General features: G+C 68.8%; 12 protein-coding genes. 3 read left to right on the forward strand and 9 right to left on the reverse strand.

Annotation, left to right across the window (positions count from 1 at the left end; all coding sequences use genetic code 11):
* Nucleotides 1-7: 7 nt before the first annotated feature.
* The 9 genes from ACZ6ZP_RS08275 to ACZ6ZP_RS08315 form a co-directional block, all read right to left on the reverse strand.
* A complete protein-coding gene (locus ACZ6ZP_RS08275) occupies nt 8-949 on the reverse strand; it encodes a hypothetical protein (protein WP_351158700.1) in 942 nt (313 codons plus the stop codon).
* Nucleotides 946-2,697 (reverse strand): CotH kinase family protein, encoded by a 1,752-nt coding sequence (locus tag ACZ6ZP_RS08280; protein ID WP_469406048.1) that lies wholly within the window; start codon nt 2,695-2,697, stop codon nt 946-948. The genes ACZ6ZP_RS08275 and ACZ6ZP_RS08280 overlap by 4 nt, the downstream gene beginning before the upstream one ends.
* 119 nt (nt 2,698-2,816) lie before the next feature.
* Nucleotides 2,817-3,383 (reverse strand): hypothetical protein, encoded by a 567-nt coding sequence (locus ACZ6ZP_RS08285; protein WP_361472044.1) that lies wholly within the window; start codon nt 3,381-3,383, stop codon nt 2,817-2,819.
* A gap of 34 nt (nt 3,384-3,417) precedes the next feature.
* Nucleotides 3,418-3,849, reverse strand: coding sequence for a hypothetical protein (locus ACZ6ZP_RS08290; protein ID WP_351158708.1), 432 nt, complete (start codon nt 3,847-3,849; stop codon nt 3,418-3,420).
* 33 nt (nt 3,850-3,882) lie between these two features.
* Nucleotides 3,883-4,698: a hypothetical protein gene (locus ACZ6ZP_RS08295; protein WP_351158711.1), complete on the reverse strand. Its 816-nt coding sequence runs from the start codon at nt 4,696-4,698 to the stop codon at nt 3,883-3,885.
* A 57-nt stretch (nt 4,699-4,755) separates the two neighbouring features.
* Nucleotides 4,756-5,301: a hypothetical protein gene (locus ACZ6ZP_RS08300; RefSeq protein WP_351158714.1), complete on the reverse strand. Its 546-nt coding sequence runs from the start codon at nt 5,299-5,301 to the stop codon at nt 4,756-4,758.
* A gap of 43 nt (nt 5,302-5,344) precedes the next feature.
* Nucleotides 5,345-6,919: a phenylacetate--CoA ligase family protein gene (locus tag ACZ6ZP_RS08305; RefSeq protein ID WP_469406053.1), complete on the reverse strand. Its 1,575-nt coding sequence runs from the start codon at nt 6,917-6,919 to the stop codon at nt 5,345-5,347.
* Between the two features lie 12 nt (nt 6,920-6,931).
* Nucleotides 6,932-8,458 carry a pyridoxal phosphate-dependent decarboxylase family protein gene (locus ACZ6ZP_RS08310; protein ID WP_469406055.1) on the reverse strand — a complete coding sequence of 509 codons (1,527 nt, stop codon included), beginning with the start codon at nt 8,456-8,458 and terminating at the stop codon, nt 6,932-6,934.
* A 752-nt stretch (nt 8,459-9,210) separates the two neighbouring features.
* Entirely contained in the window at nt 9,211-10,530 is a 1,320-nt protein-coding gene (locus ACZ6ZP_RS08315; protein WP_366463678.1) for a phytase, read from the reverse strand.
* Between the two features lie 492 nt (nt 10,531-11,022).
* Between ACZ6ZP_RS08315 and ACZ6ZP_RS08320 the strand changes: the two genes are divergently transcribed.
* The 3 genes from ACZ6ZP_RS08320 to ACZ6ZP_RS08330 are packed head-to-tail and all read left to right on the forward strand — an operon-like array spanning nt 11,023 to nt 14,713.
* Complete coding sequence (locus ACZ6ZP_RS08320; protein WP_361472036.1) at nt 11,023-11,394, forward strand: hypothetical protein; 372 nt, start codon at nt 11,023-11,025, stop codon at nt 11,392-11,394.
* Nucleotides 11,391-13,547: a bifunctional polysaccharide deacetylase/glycosyltransferase family 2 protein gene (locus tag ACZ6ZP_RS08325; RefSeq protein WP_469406058.1), complete on the forward strand. Its 2,157-nt coding sequence runs from the start codon at nt 11,391-11,393 to the stop codon at nt 13,545-13,547. The genes ACZ6ZP_RS08320 and ACZ6ZP_RS08325 overlap by 4 nt, the downstream gene beginning before the upstream one ends.
* Nucleotides 13,544-14,713, forward strand: a complete 1,170-nt coding sequence (locus ACZ6ZP_RS08330; protein WP_469406060.1) for an LCP family protein — start codon at nt 13,544-13,546, stop codon at nt 14,711-14,713. Before ACZ6ZP_RS08325 ends, ACZ6ZP_RS08330 begins: the two co-directional genes overlap by 4 nt.
* Nucleotides 14,714-15,044 lie beyond the last annotated feature (331 nt).

Below are 15,044 nucleotides of genomic sequence, written 5' to 3' on the forward strand. Positions count from 1 at the left end.
GCGGGCGTCAGATGTTGTTGCCCGGGATCAGGAACAGGTGGATCGACTGGTCCTTCTCGCGGAACCGGGAGTTCTCCGCGCCCTTCTTCGCCCGGTCGGACACGATCACCACATGGTCGGCCGAGACCCAGGACACGCCCTCCGGGTTGCCGTAGACCGTGCGGCCCTTGCCGTCGGTGGGCAGGCGGTAGACCGTGCCCTCGTCGACCTGCCACTTCTTGGTGGAGATGCGGCCCACCCAGAGCGCGGACGACGCCTGCGACAGGACGGCGATCCGTCCGTCGCGCACGGACACACTGGCGTAGTCCTCGAAGGGCAGCGACTTGGGCAGCTGGATCGTGCCCGTGTTGATCCAGCGTTTGCCGCCCTTGCGGAAGACCTGGATGCGGCCGCCGCCCGGCGTCCTGCCCTTCTTGCCGCCCTCGCACCGGTTTCCCTCGCACAGGGCGAGGAGGTGGCCCGTGCCCGAGCGCTCGACCCACTCCAGGCCTTCCATGCCCTTGTTGGCGTCCGCCAAGTCGAAGTCCAGCTGCGCCGATCCGATGGGGCGCAGCTTCTCGTCGTACTCGTGGACGCGGGCGCGGAAGCCCTTGGGCTTGACCGGCTCGGCCTCGCTCAGCGTGAAGTAGTGGTCGTGCAGCTCGTCGTGGGCGAGATCCTCGTACCCGACGTTCGCCTCCGAACCGCCCGCCTTCTTGGCCTTGTTGTGGGTCAGGACGCCGTTCTCGGGAGCCTTGGGCGAGAGTTCGCTGCTGACCCGGATGAGAGAGGGCAGGTTGTCGCAGACGATCAGGAACGCGCCGTCGCGGTAGAGGACGCCGCTCGCCTCCAGGCGGGTGCCCGCGTCGTCGCCGATCAGATCCTGGATCTTGGCTTCCTTGACCAGGCGCAGCTCCCTCGGCTCCTTGGCCTTGGTCCTGGACTTGTCCGACTTCTTCGTTGCGGTCATGAGGGCAGTACCTCCATCGCACCGGGGAACGCCGCCCCACTGGCGCCGTTGGGATAGGTCTTGCGCAGTTCGGCAAGCTGCTGACGTGCGTGGTCGTAGCGCATGCGCGTGTAGTGGAAGATCCCGTACGTGAACTGCGAGCCCCGGCTCAGCTCCCACTGCCGGTACGCGGCGCGGTACACCTCGTCGTTGGTGAACTGCCGCCCGGTGAAGGGCTGTCCGTGCGGGCTGGTCGACTCGCCGTACGCGGCGGACGAGATGAGCTGCCACAGGCCGTCGGACCGCCCCGAACCCTCCGAGCCGAGCAGCGCGGCGACCCGCTCGGGGCCGAACTCCGTGTCCAGGAGGTATTCGAGGTGGTCGAGGTAGTACTGGCAGAAGTCGTGGTGCCGCAGCAGATTGGTGAACAGCGGCAGGTGTGACACCTCGTGCGGCGCGTGCGTGATCCGGCAGTAGTTGCGGCTCATCGCGGGCCAGTCGAGCAGGTCCGTGTACTGCCACTGCGTCGAGAAGAAGTCGATGCCCGAGCTGTTGTCGTAGTCCCAGGGGATGAACGTGAAGTACGGGCGCACCATGAAGCCCGTCGGGTCGCCGAGCCGGCCCGAGTTGTAGAGGTAGTAGTTCGACGGCGTCGCGAAGTAGTTGTCCCAGCTGCCCAGGAGGACGTTGGCGCCCGCCCAGCGCAGGAACGCGGGGACGTTCAGGACCTGCTCGACCGAGTCACGGAAGGCGTCGGTAGCGAACTTCCCCTCGCCGCCGCCCAGTTGGACGCCGTTGATGGTCCGCACGAGCGTGGCGAGGTCGTCGTAGGTGTTGGCCGACGGGTTGTCCTCGTTCGTCTTCAGGCGGTACGTACGGTCGTCCTCCAGGCTGCCCGCCGTGAAGTACTGCCGCCCGCTGTCGACGCCGTCCGTGCCGGTACGGTGCTCCAGGGTCGCGCAGCCGACGTCGCCGCAGTACGCCTTGTAGAGGTTGCCCTCGGAGTTCTTGCCGAAGTGGTCCTTCAGGAACTTCTTGTCGACCTGCTCGATGACCGAGAAGAGACCCATGTAGCGGTCGTTGATCGAGAACGTCGCGTACGTGTGCTGCGCCGCCGGGATGCCCGCGCGCTCCAGGAGCCGCCAGGCGACGGCCTCGCGCATCTGCGAGGGGTCGTTGTACATCGCCTTGAGGTTGATCCGCTCCATGCCGTAGAGCCGGTCCTCGCTCTCGCCGACCTCGAAGTCGATCTTCCAGGAGCGCTTGGGCGCATGCGCCGTCAGATTGCCGCTGTTGACCATCGAGAACGATGGCGTCGAGAGCAGTGTGTCGTCCGGGGCGTTGCTCCTCGCCAGGGTCAGCCGGGCGCCCTGTGGCGCCTGGACCACCTCGTCGGCCGTCAGGACGCCGGGCGGCCAGCCGGTGACCTTGACCTGATACATGTCCTGAGCGAAGAACTCCGCTTTGTTCTCTGCCGAGTTGAGGTAAGCGTCGACGATCCGGCCGATCGCGGTCAGCTGCCCGTCCGCGTCGAGGAGTACGAGACTGGCCTCGGCCGATGTGCCCGACGCGCCTGCCTGCTCGGCGAGCAGCAGGTCGTACAACGTGTTGAACTCGGCTTTGGTCCGCAGCGAGGCATCGGTCGGTCCGGCCGCCGCGTTGGCCCGCTCTGCGAGCCGCCGCCCCGTGCCCGGCGCCAGCGCGGAGAGCGCGATGACCTGGTTCTTGAACGCGTCCCGGAACGTGCCCTTGCCGATGGTCCTGTCCACGAACGGCCTCCCTGGGGTTCCTGGGGTGAACCTTTCTCTCTACGCCCGGCGCCGCATGACCGCCAGACCGAGAATCGGCCTGGCGGTCATGCGGTCCGGCAGGGCTCGCACCCGGTCCGTCAGACCCCGAGGATCCTGATCGACGGGTGGATGGCCGTGTTCAGGTACAGCTTCTCCTTCTTGCGGTCCTGCTCCAGCTCCATCACGAGCCGGTACCGGTGCACGCCCGGCTTGGCGGTGCTCAGGACCGTGCCGGCCCAGTAGTAGTAGACCGGCGTCAACGGCGACCGCATGCGGTCCGGCATCCCGTAGATCTTCAGCTCGGTGAAGATCTTCCGCTCGGCCACGTCCTCCTCGTCACCCAGTTCGGTGTCCAGGAAAGTGATGTTGTTGATCTTCGGCATGGGGGGCCAGGTGCCGTCCGGGCGCTTCTCCATGTCGATCGGGCGCACGATCCAGTTCAGGACCTGGCCCTGCTTGCAGACCGTCTCCAGGGACGAGGTGCCCTGTCCCTTGCCGCCGATGCTGTTGTCCATCATGTACATCGAGTCGCTCAGGGAGCCCGTCTCCACCGCTCGCTCCATGTTGATGAGCGTCACGATGTTCAGCTGGACCGAGTTCAGCTGTCCGGGGTTCTGCTTCTGATGCACGCCGCTTGCCGACTTCTCCTGCACGCTGCTGCTCAACGCTCCTCCTTCGCGTACGCCGTCATGCCCGGCCCTAGCCGACGAGGGACGACGACAGAGTGGTGGCGATCGGTTCGTCCCTCGTGCCGAGCTTGAACTTGATCTGGTACGTGACGTTGGCCGCGTCCTTCTTCACCGTGCCGATCCAGTAGGCGACGTCGGTGCCCGGGTAGACCTTCCGCTCCGGCACGCAGATGGAGCTGTCGATCACGATGCCGTCGATGGCGACGTACGCCTCGCACTCCAACGCGAGTGCGTTCCAAAGGAGTTGGTCGCCCTTGCGTACGTGCGTCTGGAGCTCCTCGGTGCCGAAGCCGGTGGATCCCGCGGACTTGTTCGTGTCGTACATGTACAGGTGGCCCTGCATGTTGCCGGCTGCCAGGGCACCCACACAGTCCACAACGGCGGTGATGGAGACGGGCCGCTTCGCGGCACTGTTCTCCCGCCGCCTGGGCGTGGTGGTCATCTGCTCCTCCTTCTGACTGAAGTCCGTGCGGGATCAGGGGGTGCCGGGGTGTGACGCCGCGTCCGGGGGGATGGGCAGCATGCCCATGCCCGCCTTGGTGAAGGCGTTCCGCCGGGGCTCCGAGGTGATCTTGAGGGCCGAGGGGCAGACCAGGTTGACCGCCTCCCACCGCAGTTCGCCGTTGAGCCCCACCAGCTTGTGCAGCTGGATCCGCATCACGTACGAGTAGGTGCCCGGCCGCGAGGTGTCGACGGTCGCGGACCAGTACCAGCCGTCGGTGACCAGGTCGGGGGAGCCGTACTCCGCCGGATACATGATCTTCGAGTCGACGGCCTCGCCGTAGATGTCGGTGATCACCGGGGCGGGGTAGGTGTAGGCAGCCGTGTTGTCCTCGGTGAGGACCTTGCCGGTGACGTCCAGGATCTTCTGCCCGGAAAGACGGCCGCGCGTGCGCCGCGTGGTCTTGACGCGGGCGCCGACGGTCTTGCGGACCTGGCTCAGCTGCTCGGTCTGGTCGGTGCCGGCGACCGAGGACTTGCTCGCGAGGTCCTGGAGCTCGGCCAGGGCCTGCTCGTCGGTCTGCCGCGCCCGGTCGAACTCGTAACCGCGCGGCACGGTGGGCGGGATGGAACCGAGGCTGTACGGCAGCCAGTTGAGCACCTGTTCGCTGGCCTGCGATCCGTCCCTCCAGTAGGAGCCGTTGATCGCGGTGACGAGCTCACCGGTTCCCTGATTCGTGGAGCCCTGGAGCTTCATGTTGTCGAAGAGGTAGGTGTTGCCTTCGAGTGACTCGGACTCCAGCGCACTGCCGACGTCCACGAGCACGATGATCGCCAATTGTTGGGGCATGATTCCGCCTTTGTCGCCGCTACTTGATTCCCGGCCCTTGCCGTCGCGCTCCGGCTGCTACTGACACATCAACGCGGGTGTATCGACGTGCATGACGCTGTTCTCGCCCTCGTACATCTGGAGTTCCAGGCGGTACTGGTAGGCCACGCCGGGCGTCAGCCAGTTGGGCACCACGCCGGTCCAGACGTCGAGGTCGAGCTTGTCGCCCTCGGAGTGGTTGCCGCCCTGGGCGCCTTGGGTGCCCTGCGGGTGGGCCTGGCCCTGGGGCTGCTGGCCGTGGGGTTGCTGGCCGTGGGGTTGGCCGGGCTGCTGGCCCGGCTGCTGGTCGGGCTGCCGGTCCGGCGTCCGGCTCTGCGTCTGGCCCCCGTTCGCGGGCACGAACGAGATGTTCTTGATCTCGACCGGCGTCTGCAGGTCCACGGCGAGCGCGGTCCACGACACGACCTGGCCGGGCCTGACCACGGTGCACAGGTTCGGCGTCCCCTGATGGGCGCTGTTGTGGCCGCCGTCGTCCATCATGCAGAGGTTGCCGTCGAGCAGTGTGCTGCCCGAGAGCGCTCCGATGACGTCGACGACCGCGATGATGTTGACTTGATGCTTCATCCTCACTCCTCCTTTAGGCGCGGTGGTGCCTGGCGCTGAGGCGCTAGCCCCGGTCCCGCACCAGCGGGACCTTGCCGACGGCCGTCCGCTCGATCTCGGCCGAGAGCCGGGGCACGAACTTGAGCTGGAAGCTGTAACCGGTCTTCTCGATCGACGCGGGGTTCGCCTCCCCGTGGTTGAACAGCGAGAGGGAACGCGGCAGGGCGTTCACGAACACCTGCTGGACGCCGTAGGGGCCGAGGGTCGTGTCCGTCCGGTACGTCATGCCGAGCACGTCGTCGACCGAGACGAACAGCGTGATGGTCCTGCCCTCGCGGTTGTTCACGAACTGGACCTCGTGGGCCACCGCGTCCAGGTCCACCGCCTCGACCGCCTTCAGCTCGTCGCGCAGCGCGGCGTAGGCGCGGGCGGCGGAGTACTGGCTGTCGTTGATGTGCAGCACGTCACCGGTACGGCCGGCGAACTCGAACCGCTGCGTCTTCAGGCCGGGGCCCTCGGTCCGGGGCCGCCGGATCATCCGGTCGCCCAGCTTGAGCCGCAGGAGGGGCGCCTCGTGGGCGTGCAGCCGGGTGACGACGAGCTCGCCCTCCTCGCCCTCGGCCACCCAGCGGCCGTTCTCGTCCACGATCTCGATGAAGTGCAGGCCGGGCACCGCCGACAGGTCGGGTGACCCGGGGTCCAGCTGGAGGCCGATGGTCTCCGCCTGGGTGGCGGCGAAGTAGCTGAGGATCGCCAGGTTCGGGTACAGCGCCTGCAGCTCCACCCGCTTGCGCTGCGAGAGCACCCCGCTGCCGTACAGGGCGACACGGAAGCTCTCCCTGGACTCCCTGCGCATGCCCGCGCCGAGCTCGCTCAGGATGGCGATGCCGGCGGAGATCCCCATCAGGGCCTTGGGGCCCTTGTAGGAGAACATGTGCTCCAGGACGGGGGCCGTGACGGGGCCCGCGCCGACGTAGTTGACGCCGGGCACGTGCTGGAGCACGCCGCCCACCATCGTGCCGCTGCTCCACATCTGGTAGTCGGCCAGCGTGGTGAACAGCCACTTGGGGTCGGTGCCCGCGAGGTACCGGTCGAGCTGATAGGTGCCCATGAAGCGTCCGGCGATCTCGTACGTGTCCTTCAACTCCCGCAGCGAGTAGACGACTTCGAGCGGGCGCCCGCCGCTGGTGCCGCCGCTGGCCACGACCTCGAACGCGCCGCGCGTCAGGGGCACGACCATGCCGGGGCGCGACTCCATGAAGAAGTCGCGCTGGATGTCCTTGTCCGAAAGGGGGATGCGCTGCCACGCCTCGTACGTCTCGGGGGCGTGCACGGTCCCCGCGTTGCGCAGGCGGTCGCGCCACAGCGGATTGAGCATCGCCGTGTTCACCATCTGCTGCAGCCGGCGCAGGACGACGGCTTCCTGAACCTCATGGGCAATCTCGCTGTACGGTGTCTGGCAGACGCGTTCGCATTCCCGCAACTTGTCGGCGAACGAGGGGAGCGCGGTTACGGCTTCGACTGATTCCGGCAACAACTCCCATTCCGGGATGAGCCAGTTGGCCAGTTCGCGGGCGCCACCGGGCGACAGTGCGGTCGGCGGAACGTGGTCGGCCTGTGGAACATGCGATGTACTCAACATCCGTCCCCTCTAAGCTGTTTCTGCTCCCGTTTTACTGCTGAGCAGGTCCTGGCCTGTCCTTCTGATTTCGGAGATCAGCATCCGGAAGTGTTCGCCGGTGATCTGATGGTTCATCATGACCACGCGCAGTGCGGCCACCCCATCGACGTTCACCTTTGAGATGAAGAAGTTTCCCCGGAGCTTCACGCTGTTGCGAATGGCGATCTGGAGGCGGTGGACATCCTCTTTCCTGATCCCGGCCGGGTGATATCGGAAGCACAGGATGTTCGCCTCCGGACGGTGCACTGCCTCGAAGTCGGGCTCGGCCCGTACGATGCCGTGGGCCTCCTCCGTCAATTGGCAGAGATACTCGATCTTCTCCGCGAACAAGGCAGGTCCGTACATGGCCCAGAGCGACCACAGGGTCATGATCATCGGCCTTTTCGTGCACTCGAAGTTCTTGCCCCCGCTGTCGTAGGCGGTGTATATGTCCGGCTCCTCGTCGAACACATAACTGGCCTTCTGCCGGAACGCGGTGAGGCTCGCCTCCTTGTCCCGGTAGAAGAGCATCGTGCACGGGGCGGGCACGAACATCATTTTGTGCGCGTCCCAGGTCAGGGAATCCGCCTTGTCGATTCCCCGCAATTTCTCGCGGAGGGTGTCCGACACCAGGAGGCTCGCTCCGTGGGCGCCGTCGACATGCAGCCAGAGATTCCTCTCCCGGGCCAGGTCGGCGAGTTCGTCGATGGGGTCGAAGGCGCCCACCGATGTGCTGCCGGCCGACGCGACGAGACAGAACACCTTCAGGTTCTGCCGCTCGGCCGCCTCCAGGGCGGGCCGGGCGTCCGCCACGGAGATCTGACCCCGGCTGTTCAGCGGCAGCCGCACGAGCTGTGCCTCGCCGATGCCCATCACACCGGCCGCCCGCGCGACGCTGTAGTGCACGTCCGAGCCCACCGCGATGGCGGGCCGCGGCTGCCCGCGCAGGCCGGAGCCGCCCTCCGACCAGTAGCCGGGCAGCTTCTGGTTGCGGGCCGCCAGGAGCGCGGTGAGGTTGGCCAGGGACCCGCCTGACGTGGTCACCATGGTGAACCGGGCCGGATCCCAGCCGATGAACCGGTTCAGTTCGTCAGCCATGATCCGCTCCACCGCGTTCGGCAACTGGGCCGCCTCGTAGAACGAGGCCGGCTGGTTGACCACCGAGCTGACGAAGTCGATGACGCCGGCGAGCGGCACGACGCCCGAGAACTGGCGGCCCATGTACCCGGGCGAGTGCACCTGGATGCCGGTCCTGATGTACAGGTCGATGATCCCCGCGAGCTTCTCCTCGTCGAACGCCGCGACCCGCTCGCGCTCCGTCGTCATCAGGGCTTTCGCCGCCTCCGACAACCGGGCAGGATCGGTCAGTTCGAGACCCCTGATGGAGAGATCGGAAAGGTGCTTCTCCAGCTTCGCAAGAGCCGTTTCGGAGGTTTCCCGGAACAGTTGAGCGTCGAACGCCTCGAGCAGTAATCCGCTCCCGTCGGAGGCGGGATTGTGCGGCCGAGATTCCGTCACGGGGGTCTCCTTCGGAAAGTCCCTGTGTTGCCCGACATGTAGGTGTGGGGCGGACGCGACCTGCGCAGAGTCCGGTGTTTCGAGCGTGCCGACGGGCAGAAGGACTTCGAATACCGATTCGATTTCGATGGGTCGGCCCGGCTGGTCAAGCCGGACGGCCCCATCTGCTCCGGCGGCGCCCGGTCGGTGGCAGCCGCACAGAACCCCCTGGAAAGAACAGCCTTTGGTGTTACAGGGCAGCGCGGACCCCCCGGTTCTCGCGCCACACCCACACGATCGGCTTCTCCCCCCTCGTACCCCTCGTGTTTCCCCCCACGTGAAGCAACCGTAGAGCCATATGTTTCGAAGAGGTGACTCTCTTCAATGGTCTGTCCAAAAAACAGCGCGGGCCGCCTGACGGGCCGTCAATGGCGCTTGGCCACATCCGTATTCACAAGTACCTCGGCCGTCGAGCGGCGTCCGCACCTTTCGGACAGGGGCCCGGTGTTCTGATTCCAGGTCACGCAAGGCGCGAAGGGTGGATTCGCCGACGGGATCCGGTCAGGGGCGTCGGCTTCTTGCCATTGTCATGTGTCCGACGAGTTCGACGTGTTCCGGGCGGGGGGAGCGTCTCATTCCGTCCGGGTGAAATTCTGGCCATGGTCGTCCGTGTGAATTGATCGCCCTTTCACTTGAACGAGAAAGGAAAAGGGTGGCGGTCCATGGGACCGCCACCCTGTGCCCGCCGGCCGTTCCGGCGATGGTCTGTCGCGTCAGTCGTCGACGGCGTCGAGCACGTCGCCCAGGTCCACGAACTTGAAGTCGGTGGAGGGCCGTTCGGCGTCACCGGGCGCGTCGTGACCGTCCTGCACGACGAGCAGGCCGTTCGGGTACCTGTCGCCGAGCGGCTCGTTGAGCACCGCGGCGCCGTCGCACTCCTCGGAGCCGTCGAGCACGGAAGAGGCGGCCGTGACGCGGAAGCCACCCTCGTACTCGTTCTGGTCGGACACCTCGCGGTCGTAGGCGGCGAAGGTGTTGTCGCCCTGGCTGGAGGCCAGCAGGTAGCCGTCGCCACTGCCGTCGCCCTCGTCGAGCAGCGTCAGACCCTCGACGTCGGCCTTGAGACGCTTGCCGCCGTAGCCGGGGTCGGTGCCCGCGGTGCACTCCTCGGTGGCGGGGTCGTACGTCCCGGGGACGCCGTACTCCCGCACCTTGTCGACCAGTTGGGGCTTGCCGGTCAGGTCGGCGCGGAGCCGCCAGATGCCGACGTCCTCCTGGCCCGCGTACAGCGTGCCGTTGGCCGGATCCACGACCATGCCCTCCACCTGGGGCAGCTCGCCGGGCTCGCCGCACGGCGACCACGAAGTGCCGTTCGGCAGTCGGAAGTCGGCGGGCAGGTCGAGGGTGCGGACCTTGCGGTAGCCGACCGTGCCGTCGCTCTTCGGGGTCAGTTCGAGGAGCGCGACGCGGGTCCGCTCCCGCTGGCTGACCACCGCGTACGACCGGCCCGACGCCGGGTCCGTCCACGTCGCGAGACCGTACGCGGTGCGCTGCTCGTTGATCTCCTCCTGCGAGGACGAGAAGACGGGCGCGGCGGACGGGTCGGTGACGTCGGTGAGCGGACCGCCGGAGCGGTCACGGTCGATGCGGTAGACGCGCAGCCGGTCGCTGCCGCGGTCGCTGGTGACGGCGAGGTCCGCGCGGCCCGACGGCAGGCGCAGACCGTGCACCAGGTCAACGTTGTTGAAGCGGCCGGGTGCGTCGTCAGGACCGGGCGCCGCGGGCGCCGGAACGGACTGCACCTCGCGCGCCGCGAGATCGTACACGCGCAGCCCGCCCTGCTTGGCGGTGGCGACCACCAGGCTGCGGTCCGGGTCGGCGGAGTTGCGCCAGATCGCCGGGTCGTCGGCGTCGGCGTCGCCGCCCGCGGCGTCGTCGTGCAGGGCGGGGGTCTCGGCGCGCGGCTGGACGGCGGGCAGCGCGGTGGCCGCGAGGGCGCCGGAGCTCAGGGGCACGGTCGCGGCGACCGACACGAGGGCCGCGACGAGGGCGAGCCGGCCGTAAGCGGGCCGGTGTCTGCGGGACTTGGCCATGAAGGGGAATCCTCTCTGTCATGGGCACTCCACGACAGAATCCACCTTGTGATCTTGCCGTGAAGGCTTTCCGGCAGATATGCCGTCGGGCAGCGGACCACGAGGTGAACGGACGGTGCGGCACCGTCCGTTCGAGGTTCCTCGCTCCGCGGGTCAAGGCTCCCGGCCTCCGCGAGCTTCCCTCCATGGCGCAGGGTGCGTGCACCCAGCGCCATCTCCAGCGCAGCCGGCTCTTCGGGGAGGCGTTGCTCACTACCCGGATGACCACCGCCGTCCGCCCGAGTAGGGTCGGGGGCTGCGTGACGGCCGATGGCCGCAGCCTGGCCTGCCTGCCCTTGTGAGGGCACATGCGTACGTGGCCCTTCCCGGCCCCACCCGGGAAGGGCACCGGGATGCGGCTCCTGACGTCTCACGTGCAGTGCGGCGGGCCCCCGGGCCCGTACCCCCCCACACAAAGAGTCGCGCGTGCGCGGCCGCAGATCAGGAGCACCAGTGCAGGGCACCCCCCACATAGCCAGCACACCGCATCACGGGCGATGGTCGTCCGTGCACCCGGACGTCGCGCAGCGCATGCCGGACCGGGCCGCGGTGGCACCTCGCGCGACCCCGGCCACGCGGCGTCCCGACGACGCCGATCCCCAACTTCCCGTCTTCATCGACCAGTCGGGCTGGCGTCGGCGGACGCTGCAAGGCCTGGCGCTGATGGTGGGCTGCGCCTGCGTCGGGTACCTGCTGTTCGTCGGCGCGCTGATCAGCGGCCTCCGGCAGCCCGTCGGCACCCACCCGCCGAGTACGAACGCACCGGCGCCCTCGGGCCCGGACACCGGCAGATCGGCCCCGCCGGCCGGAGGCCTGAGGCAGTGAGGCGGGGTTCCGCCGTCCGCCGCCCACCGCGCGGACACTGGATCGTCCTCCTGCTGGTCCTCCTCGTGGTCACCGTCGCCCTCCTCTTCGAGGGCTGGACCACCCATCAGGTCGACGCCGCCCGCACCAAGCCGCCGTGCACCCGGCCGATCCCGCGCGAGGCGGACGACGGCAAGCCGCTGCTGCGGTTCGGCCCGAACGGGGTCGCCACCGCGGCCATGCCGCCCAGGACCGTCGCGCTCACCTTCGACGGCGGGCCCGACCCGGTGTGGACGCCGCGCCTGCTCGACCTGCTGCGCAGGCACCATGCGCGGGCGACCTTCTTCGTCTACGGGAAGGACGCGGCCCGGCACCCCGGGCTGCTGCGGCGGATCGTGCGCGAGGGCCACGAGATCGGCTCGTACACCTACAGCGGCGGTGACCTCGGTGTCGCGTCGCCGCTGCGCGCGCGTCTCGAACTGTCGCTCACCCAGACCGCTCTCGCGGGCGCGGCGGGCGTCAACACCAGCCTGCTGCGGCTGCCGCACACCACGGCCGCGGACACGCTCTGCGGCGTGCAGTGGCCGGCCGCGAAGCGCGCGGCGGATCAGGGGTACCTGGTGGTCGCCTCGGACCGCAAGGACCGCGATCCGGCGCGGGGAGTGGTGACGCAGCACAGCCAGACCGACCTCGGTTTCCGCGAGGCCGAGGACCTGCTGCGGGACCGCGACGTGAAGTGGTTCACCACCGTCAGCGGGGGACTGGGCCGCCCCTCGTTCCTCGAAGAGGTCCCGGTCGCCGAGGAGGTCAAGGGCGAGGGCCTGATCTGGTCGCAGCGGCTCGGGCACGGCCTCCTCACCGTGATGGTGTGGACGCTGACCCTCACCGGCGTGCTCGGCGTCCTGCGGATGCTCCTGTTCGCGCTGTTCGCCCGCCTCCACGTGCGCAGGCTGCACCGTTACCGGCCCGGCGCGCCACGGCTGCGCGAGGTGCGGGACCCGGTGACGGTGCTGGTTCCCGCGTACAACGAAGAGGCCGGCATCGCCTCCACCGTGTACTCGCTGCTCGCCTCCACCCACCCGCACTTCCAGATCATCGTGATCGACGACGGCTCGACCGACGCCACCGCCGACATCGCCGAGGACATCGACGACCCCCGGGTGACGGTGATCCGGCAGCCCAACGGCGGCAAGCCCAGCGCCCTCAACACCGGCCTGGCGCACGCCCGGTACGACATCGTGGTGATGGTCGACGCGGACACCATCTTCGAGCCCGAGGCGCTTGCCCGCCTCGTCCAGCCGCTCGCCCACCCGGCGGTCGGCGCGGTCAGCGGCAACACCAAGGTCGGCAACCGGCGCCGCCTGCTCGGCAAGTGGCAGCACCTGGAGTACGTACTCGGCTTCAACCTCGACCGGCGGATGTTCGAGGTCCTGGAGTGCATGCCGACGGTGCCGGGAGCGATCGGGGCCTTCCGCAGGGACGCGCTGATGGGCGTCGGCGGCGTCAGCGACGAGACCCTGGCCGAGGACACCGACCTGACGATGGCGCTCTGGCGGGCGGGATGGCGCGTCGTCTACGAGGAGTCGGCGGTCGCGTGGACCGAAGTGCCCAGCACCGTGCGACAGCTGTGGCGCCAGCGCTACCGCTGGTGCTACGGCACCCTCCAGTCGATGTGGAAACACCGGCGGGCGGTGACGGAGGTCGGCCCCGGCGGACGCTTCGGGCGTCGCGTGCTGGTCTACGTCACCCTGTTCCAGATCGTGCTGCCGCTGTGCGCGCCGGTCGTGGACATGTTCGCCCTGTTCGGGGTGCTGTTCCGCGACCCCGTGGAGGCCGGACTCGTCTGGTTCGGCTTCCTGGCCGTGCAGGTGTTCACCGCCGCGTACGCGCTGCGGCTCGACCGCGAACGGCTGCGCGTGCTGTGGGTGCTGCCGCTCCAGCAGTTCGTCTACCGGCAGTTGATGTACCTGGTGGTCATCCACTCCGTGACCACGGCGCTGCTCGGCACCCGTCTGAAGTGGCACAGCATGAAGCGGACCGGGACCGCCGATCCGTATCTGCTGGAAACGCCGCCCGCGGAGGCGTCCGCCAGGGCCTTTGGAGCTCTGCCGGACGAGCTGCCTTCGCGCGAGCGCGAGTCGGACCTGGAACATGACCGAGGGAGTCGACCATGAGGGACCCGCTCGACCAGCGGGCCGGACACGCCATGCCCGCGGGGGATGTCCCGGAACCCGCGGGGGAGGCCCAGGACGCGACCCCGGGGGGCGGCACCGAAGCGCGTGTGCCGTTCGCCGACCGCCCCAGCTCCCGCTACGGGCCCCGGCGCGCCCACGCCCGGACGTCGAAGAAGCGCAGGAGGCTGCGGCGGGCGGTCCTCGTGCTGCTGGTCGTCGTGGTCGCCGGGGCGGGCGGTACGTACGGCTGGGCCGAGACCCGGCTCCAGCGCGACGTCGACCTGGGCGCGTACGGGGACCGTCCGCCGCCCGGCGAGGGCACCAACTACCTCATCGTGGGCTCGGACAGCCGCGACGGGCTCTCGCCGGACGCCGTGCAGGACCTGCGCGCGGGCGGGGGCGGCGGGCGGCGCACCGACTCGATGATGCTGCTGCACACCGGGGCCAACGGCACCAGCATGGTCAGCCTGCCGCGCGACTCCTGGGTCACCCTGCCCGGCCGCCTCGACACGACGACGGGCAAGACGAAGCGGCCCGAGGGCGACAAGCTGAACGCCGCCTTCGCCTACGGCGGCCCCGAACTCCTGGTGCACACCGTCGAGAAGAACACCGGGCTGCGCATCGACCACTACGCGGAGATCGGTTTTGCCGGGTTCGTGAACATCGTCGACGCCATCGGTGGCGTACGGATGTGCCTGGACCGGGACATCAAGGACAAGCAGTCGGGCGCCGACCTGCGCAAGGGATGTCAGACCCTGAGCGGCAAGCAGGCGCTCGCCTTCGTCCGCCAGCGCCACCAGGAGCGGGAGGGTGACCTGGGCCGGTCGAGGAACCAGCAGAAGTTCCTGTCGACCCTCGCCCACCAGGCCGCACGGCCCGACACCCTCCTCGACCCGCGGGAGATCGCTCCGGCCGTGGAGGCCGGGCTCGACACGCTCATCGTCGACAAGGACATGAGCCTGCGCGATCTGAGCGGAATGTTCCGCGCCGTGCAGAGCGTCGCGGGCGGCCGGGGCAAGCAGATCAACGTGCCCGTGTCCGGCTTCGGCGTCCCCACGTCCAAGGGCAACGTACTGAAGTGGGACGCCAAGAGGTCGGCCCGGCTCTTCGACGACCTGCGGCAGGACCGGCGGGTGACGGAGACGGGGAAGACGTCCCGCCGGTGAGCGTGGCATGAGCACTCGGGAACGGCTGGTGGGCGGCGCGGTGACGCATGCGCGCCCTTCCGGGGACGGCCCCGATGGTTTGAGCTGGGAGATCGTGGTTGTGGGTGATGGCGGCGTGGTCGGGTCTCTACCGGGTGGGTGGAGGAGGCGACGCTGATGGGGTCGTTGATCGGGGAGTTGGAGGCGCGGGAGGCGGCGGCCCGGGTGCGGTCGCCGCCGTCGTCGACGAGTGACGGAACCGCCGGGGCCGCACCGTGCCGGGGGTCGAGCGGGGCGGGCCGCCCACCGACTAGCATCGCCGAGTTCGTGCCACCCACCGGCCCGGGCATCG

The organism is Streptomyces sp. NPDC054047 (assembly GCF_055585065.1).

Excerpts from the sequence above, each read along its gene's own strand:
- ACZ6ZP_RS08330 (WP_469406060.1), top strand. The coding sequence starts at position 13,544 with ATGAGGGACCCGCTCGACCAGCGGGCCGGACACGCCATGCCCGCGGGG.
- ACZ6ZP_RS08300 (WP_351158714.1), bottom strand. The coding sequence starts at position 5,301 with ATGAAGCATCAAGTCAACATCATCGCGGTCGTCGACGTCATCGGAGCG.
- ACZ6ZP_RS08315 (WP_366463678.1), bottom strand. The coding sequence starts at position 10,530 with ATGGCCAAGTCCCGCAGACACCGGCCCGCTTACGGCCGGCTCGCCCTC.
- ACZ6ZP_RS08290 (WP_351158708.1), bottom strand. The coding sequence starts at position 3,849 with ATGACCACCACGCCCAGGCGGCGGGAGAACAGTGCCGCGAAGCGGCCC.
- ACZ6ZP_RS08275 (WP_351158700.1), bottom strand. The coding sequence starts at position 949 with ATGACCGCAACGAAGAAGTCGGACAAGTCCAGGACCAAGGCCAAGGAG.
- ACZ6ZP_RS08295 (WP_351158711.1), bottom strand. The coding sequence starts at position 4,698 with ATGCCCCAACAATTGGCGATCATCGTGCTCGTGGACGTCGGCAGTGCG.